The sequence below is a fragment of the Hyphomicrobiales bacterium genome, from assembly GCA_039973685.1.
GTDB lineage: Bacteria > Pseudomonadota > Alphaproteobacteria > Rhizobiales > JACESI01 > JACESI01.
This window is the reverse complement of the sequence record JBDWKL010000052.1, coordinates 1-5,111: the sequence shown is the minus strand read 5'-3', so window position 1 is coordinate 5,111 and position 5,111 is coordinate 1. Positions and strand designations below refer to the sequence as shown.

Sequence of the window (5,111 nt, the reverse complement as noted above, 5' to 3'; positions counted from 1 at the left end):
AGCATAGAAAAGGCACTAGTGCGCCAAGCACGTTGCTGGCTAAGGTGTTCGCGTGGGTGTTCAGGGGAGAAAACGCATGTGGAAATTGGCAACGACGCTGCTGCTTGCGGTGACGCCAGCGCATTCCTTTATTTTAGATGGTGAGATTTTACGCCAAAACGGGCAGGGCGAGTTCGTCAAATTGGGAACGGACGAGCCTTTTGATGTGGGGTTTGATACGTTCGATGACGACAACCTTTATGGCTTTGATGAAGATCAAAACATCACCCTGACAGAACCCATTCGCGTTGATATTGGCGGGAGCAACGGGTTGATCCCACAAGGCACTGTTGTGGCGAGCCATTACGTTTTTTTTGATAGCCTTTCAGGCATTCAGTACGGTTATGTCTATTTTGATGCGCCAATCTTGGGAATCGCCGCGTTTCGCAATACGATGGCCAACACCGATTTCCTTGCCAACACCACCGTGAATTACATCAGTGCAGAACTGCGCGGGCTGGAAGAAGGCGACCAAGTTTGGGTCGATTCAGCCGATCCGAACAAATTGTGGGTGTATTGGGCGGGCTCATCGCCAGGCGATTACATTCGCGTTTTCACCGAACAGTCGCCAAGCGCGCTAACGGGTTGAACTGAAACGGTAACGTTCCAACTATCGCAGAAACGAAAAAGGGCGGTACGCGATGGCACCGCCCTATAGCTTTGTTTGGTTTTAATTAACCTACTGCGCGGGCAGCGGGTTGGAAACCGATGTCGCTTGTCGCGGTAAAGCGTCCGCCTTTGGTCTTTTCGATCTTGCCGTCACGCAAAAGCTTACCGAAAGAACGAAGACCCTCTTCGCGGTTGAAGCCTTCTGCCTCGATGCTGCGCACAGCGTTCATCAATTGTGGGCGTGAGAATTGCTCGTGACCCTCAACAAATGACATGTAAGACGCGGCGGCTTCCAACAAGTCAGGCAGTTCGCTTGCGCCCATATCTTCGGCAAACTCACTAAAGTTGCTTGGTTCTCTGTTGGGCTTAGCGTCTTGCAGGGCGGCAGGGCTAGGTTGAACTGGCTCTCCAGTGTCTTCGGAACTGGCATCTACACGTTGTTCTACAACCAGCTTCAAAGGAGCTGCGCTTGCAACGGGTTGTGAACCCTCAGAGGGATTGGTCTGTGCTGATGAACGAGGTGGTTCCACCGTTGTCGCCAAATCAGTGCGGTATGGGTCTTCTTCCTCAGCGGATGGCGTATCAAGGGCAGAATCCGCATTTTTAGCGGCGACCGCGGCACGTAGATGTGCAAAGGCATCGCGGCTTTGTTTACCTTCTTCATTGTTCATCTTTTGATCGGTTTTGGCCAAGAGGCGAGACAGATCATCATCATCATCATCTTCGCTCTCGTCAATCTCTGGAGGGGTTGATGCCTCTTCGAATGTAGCGTCACTGAACAAGGAAATGTCATCAAGATCTTCGATGTCAGCTTCTACACTGGCCAAATCGCGGGCAAGTTCTGCTTCATCCGTATCAGTCAGCGTTGTTTCGCCAAGGTCCCAAGCTTCATCTTCAAATGATGCGTCGTCGTCGATTTCTTCAAGATCATCTTGAGCGATTGCAGCTTCGAGATCGGCGCGTTTGACCTTGATCACACGCGCAACCCGTTGAGCTGCAACATCATCTTCGGTTGAAACCTCTTCACTCTCAGAGATATCAGCCAATGTGGCCTCGTCGATATCCACATTGCGGCTTTCAAGGCGGGCAAGGATCGATGACCTATCGTTGTCATCATAGGCGACATCCTCAGCTGCATCGGTAACGTCATCTGCATCGCTTGCAGCCTTAATGTCAGCGATTGCTTCTGCTTGAACGGTTTCGATGGTCGCTACAGTATCTTCAGATGTTTCTTCGGCATCGACACTGAAGTTTGAGATGTCGAAATCTTCGACGGCGGTATCAGTTGCTTTTGCGGATTCTACTTCCGCTTCCGTAACATCGGCAACGTCGACCGCTGCTTCGACAACTTCTTCAGCAATTTCTGAAGTTTGTGTGTCTAGGACATCTGCATGCTGATCTTCTGAGAAATCATCATCATCGTTCTCTGTCTCGGCTTGGGATACCACTGCGCGGATGCGCTGTAGCTTAGCGGCAATGCTGTCGCTTTGAGCGGTTTCTGCCTGCGGCAGAGGTGCGTCATTCGCATCATCTTCAGCGAGTTCCGGAGTGCTTGGCGCAAAAAAGGCATCGGCTTCCGGCATTTCAGCAGCAAGGTCACGTGATGGAACGACGTCTTGCGCTTCTTTGTCAGCTTCGGGCTCGGCTTCTTGACGTTCCGCTTCCAGACGTTCTGTTTCAGCACGCTCAGCTTCAAGACGCTTCAGCTCTTCGTGTTCAGCGGTTTCTTGTGCCTCTTTGATACGAACTTCCTCAGCGACGTGGGCATCTGCTTTGGCTGTGGCCTGCGCAGCACGAGCAGCTTCAGCTGCGATTAGCGCTTCGGCTTTGAGGTTTGTTTTTGGGGCGGGAGCAGGTGGATCGTCTTGTATGACCTCTGCCGTTTCTGCGGCACTTAAGACGATCTGTCCCTCATGTTCGCGGACTTCGACACGGCGCGAGGTCTCTTTCTGCGCGATACGAGACAACATCTCTGCGTCAGGTTGTGGCGGTTGGGCACCAAAGTATCTGTCCTCATGTGCAAGGTCGCGGAAATATTCTGCGATGACCTTCATAGTGCCGAAGGAGTCGTCGAAACCCTCCAGCGTGCATGAAAAGGTGCCGTAGGAAACCGTTAGGATTTTATTATTACTCATCATAGGATGCTCGTCCTCTGCGGTTTTGCAGGTTGATGTTTACGATATCACTAAGGGCGAAAGAGGCTCGAATCTGTGCCCATTAAGGTATCATTTCGTGGCTATATTGTGTTGGGTTTCCTAAAAAGCGCTTGATTTCCCTATGAAACGCGCGGTTGCATATAGTCTTGCCCCAATATCTCTGCGTCAGGTTGTGGCGGTTCGGCACCAAAGTATCTGTCATCAGATGCAAGGTCTCGGAAATATTCTGCGATGTCCTTCATAGTGCCGAAAGAGTCGTCGAAACCCTCCAGCGTGCATGAGAATGTGCCGTAGGAAACTGTCAAAATTTTATCATTACTCTTCATGGGATACTCGTCCTCTGCGGTTTTGCAGGTTGATGTTTACAATGTTACCAAGGGCCAAAGAGGCCCGAATCTCTCTCCATTAAGGTATTATTTCATGGCGACATTGTGTTGACTTGGCGGCATTGTGTTGGATTTCCTAAAGAGCGTTAACTTCCTTATGAAAAGCCCTGTTGTACATAGTCTTGCCCCAATTGCTCTTATAGGCGGTGGGAATGTCGGACCCGATGATTTGAGTCTTGCCTTAAAAATTGCGCCGACCTGCGTAGCTGCGGATGGTGGCGCGAATGTGGCTGTCGCGGCGGGAATTATTCCGGCGGCAGTGATTGGTGATTTCGATTCTGTGACATCTGATACGCTTTCGAAAATCCCTGTAGATCGCCATCATCATATTGTTGAGCAAAATAGTACTGATTTTGACAAGTGTTTGCGCAATATTTCAGCGCCAGTGGTTATTGCTGTTGGCTTTAGTGGGGCACGTATCGACCATCAAATGGGGGCATTGCACACGCTGGTCGTGCGTAGCGAACGCCCCTGTATTATTCTTGGGCCTGAGGAAATTGTGTTTCATTGCCCACCTCACATTACAATTCCAACGCTAGAGGGGGAAACCGTTTCGCTTTTCCCAATGTCTGAAATCACGGGCAAATCGACGGGGTTAGAATGGCCGATTGATGGGTTGGTGTTTTCGCCAAACAGGCAGATTGGAACACTTAATCGCGCATATGGCGAGGTGACGCTTGCGATGTCAGGGCCGGGAATGTTGTGTATCGTGCCCCGTCGTTTGATCGGCGCTATTACGCAGGTTCTGGCGTCCCTTCCAGTTCACGAGACATGGCCCGTTCCCGAAGAATAATATAAACGCCGGCGGCAACGGTGATGGCGATACCGAGACTTGCCAAGCCGTTTGGGAATTCCTTGAATACGAAAAGACCTATTACAGTTGCAATTGGAATTTCGAGATATTGCATGGGGGCTAGGGTTGCTGATGGTGCAAACCGCAAGGACCATGTCATCAACAAGTGGGCCAAAGTGCCGAGTAGGCCGATACTCAAAAGCAAGCTAAATTCGAAACTGTTTGGCATGATAAGAGACAGGGCATCAATCTCCATACTCGAAGTCAATGCTAGGATTGGAACCATGATAAACACAGCCATAACGCCGCTGACGGCCTGCAGGCTGATGGGATCGGTCTCTTTTGCGATTTGCCGTGTGATCAGCATAAAGAAGGAGAAATTAACCGCGACACCAAGGGGGAGCAACGCGGGCAAACCAACCTGAGAAAAACTCGGCTGGATCACAAGCAACGTGCCGATAAACCCGACAACACATGCGGCCAACCTGCGGCTTCCGACCTCTTCGCCCAAAACATATTTACCAAGAACAAGCATGATAAAGGGCATGACAAAAGCGATTGCGACGGCATCGGCAAGCGGCAAATACTGCAAGGCCGTCACCATCATGCCAATTCCAACGATGTGCATCAGGGTTCTGATAAAGGTGAATTTTAGGACTCTGCCCTGCATCTTCCACGCGCGTTTGGAGAACCAAACCAAAGGAATGAGGATGATGGCTTGTACGGCAAAACGGACGAGCAGCAGCTCACCAAGTGGAATTGACTGGCCAAGAATTTTCGCAACCGCGTCGCCAAAAGGTGCGACGATACAAAAACCGAGCATAAGGAGAATACCGAGAAGAGGTTTATCATGGGTCATGAGGTCACGCTAAGGTAACAGTTTTTGATGAGCAACGCATAGATCGTACGGCGTTATCGTTTTTTAGAACAGCACTGGTGCTATTTGGCGTCACTGCGTTTGTCGCTCTGTTAACGAGTAGAACACATTTATGGCGCTCAGCAGTTGGGCACGTTTACGGCCAACCCACCCAAGGATGTCTCTTTATACTTGGCAGACATGTCTTCGCCGGTTTGGCGCATTGTTTCTATGCAAGCGTCTAAGGGAACGAGATGCGTGCCGTCGCCGCG

At 50.6% G+C, this 5,111-nt stretch carries 6 protein-coding genes; 2 read left to right on the top strand and 4 right to left on the bottom strand.

The features are described 5' to 3' along the window. The first annotated feature begins 76 nt into the window (after positions 1-76). Entirely contained in the window at positions 77-628 is a 552-nt protein-coding gene (locus ABJO30_14405; GenBank protein MEP3234013.1) for a hypothetical protein, read from the top strand. An 85-nt stretch (positions 629-713) separates the two neighbouring features. Here ABJO30_14405 and ABJO30_14400 read toward each other — a convergent pair whose 3' ends face one another. Together ABJO30_14400 and ABJO30_14395 are read right to left on the bottom strand one after the other, a co-directional pair. After that, positions 714-2,786: a hypothetical protein gene (locus tag ABJO30_14400; protein ID MEP3234012.1), complete on the bottom strand. Its 2,073-nt coding sequence runs from the start codon at positions 2,784-2,786 to the stop codon at positions 714-716. A gap of 137 nt (positions 2,787-2,923) precedes the next feature. Further along, positions 2,924-3,130: a hypothetical protein gene (locus ABJO30_14395; GenBank protein MEP3234011.1), complete on the bottom strand. Its 207-nt coding sequence runs from the start codon at positions 3,128-3,130 to the stop codon at positions 2,924-2,926. Positions 3,131-3,287: 157 nt separating this feature from the next. Here ABJO30_14395 and ABJO30_14390 point away from each other — a divergent pair, with 157 nt between their 5' ends. After that, on the top strand, positions 3,288-3,983 hold the full coding sequence (locus tag ABJO30_14390) for a thiamine diphosphokinase (protein MEP3234010.1): 696 nt from the start codon (positions 3,288-3,290) through the stop codon (positions 3,981-3,983). Here the strand turns inward: ABJO30_14390 and ABJO30_14385 are convergent. Both ABJO30_14385 and ABJO30_14380 read right to left on the bottom strand, forming a co-directional pair. Then, positions 3,925-4,842: a DMT family transporter gene (locus tag ABJO30_14385; protein MEP3234009.1), complete on the bottom strand. Its 918-nt coding sequence runs from the start codon at positions 4,840-4,842 to the stop codon at positions 3,925-3,927. The two genes, ABJO30_14390 and ABJO30_14385, sit on opposite strands and share 59 nt — an antisense overlap. 137 nt (positions 4,843-4,979) lie before the next feature. Beyond that, positions 4,980-5,111, bottom strand: a 132-nt coding sequence (locus tag ABJO30_14380) for an L-serine ammonia-lyase, iron-sulfur-dependent, subunit alpha (protein MEP3234008.1), incomplete at its 5' end; no start/stop codon positions are given.